This window comes from Streptomyces sp. URMC 126 (assembly GCF_051386555.1).
Taxonomy (GTDB): Bacteria; Actinomycetota; Actinomycetes; order Streptomycetales; family Streptomycetaceae; genus Streptomyces.
On record NZ_JBPQTX010001024.1, the window covers coordinates 1 to 259 of the forward strand.

Here is a 259-nt window from a genome sequence, read left to right on the forward strand (position 1 = left end):
GTACCAGCACGTGATGGACGGCGAGCTGTACCAGCCGCTCGGCAAGGCCGCCCCCGGCGGCAACTTCGGCCGCTTCCGCAACGAGGCGGCCACCAAGGCGCTCAAGGAGTACGCGAACGCGAGCGACGAGAGCACCCGCACCGAGGCGCTGAACGAACTCCAGCGGATCATGGTCGAGGAAGTGCCGCTCATCGCCACCGCCGCCGCTCCCATCGGCGCCGAGTACAGCACCCGCAACTGGGTCGGCTGGCCCTCGGAG

Annotated in this window: 1 pseudogene; it reads left to right on the forward strand. The window is 69.9% G+C overall.

Annotation, left to right across the window (positions count from 1 at the left end):
- Positions 1-259: pseudogene (locus tag ACSNOK_RS34945) on the forward strand (ABC transporter substrate-binding protein); the annotation flags it as partial.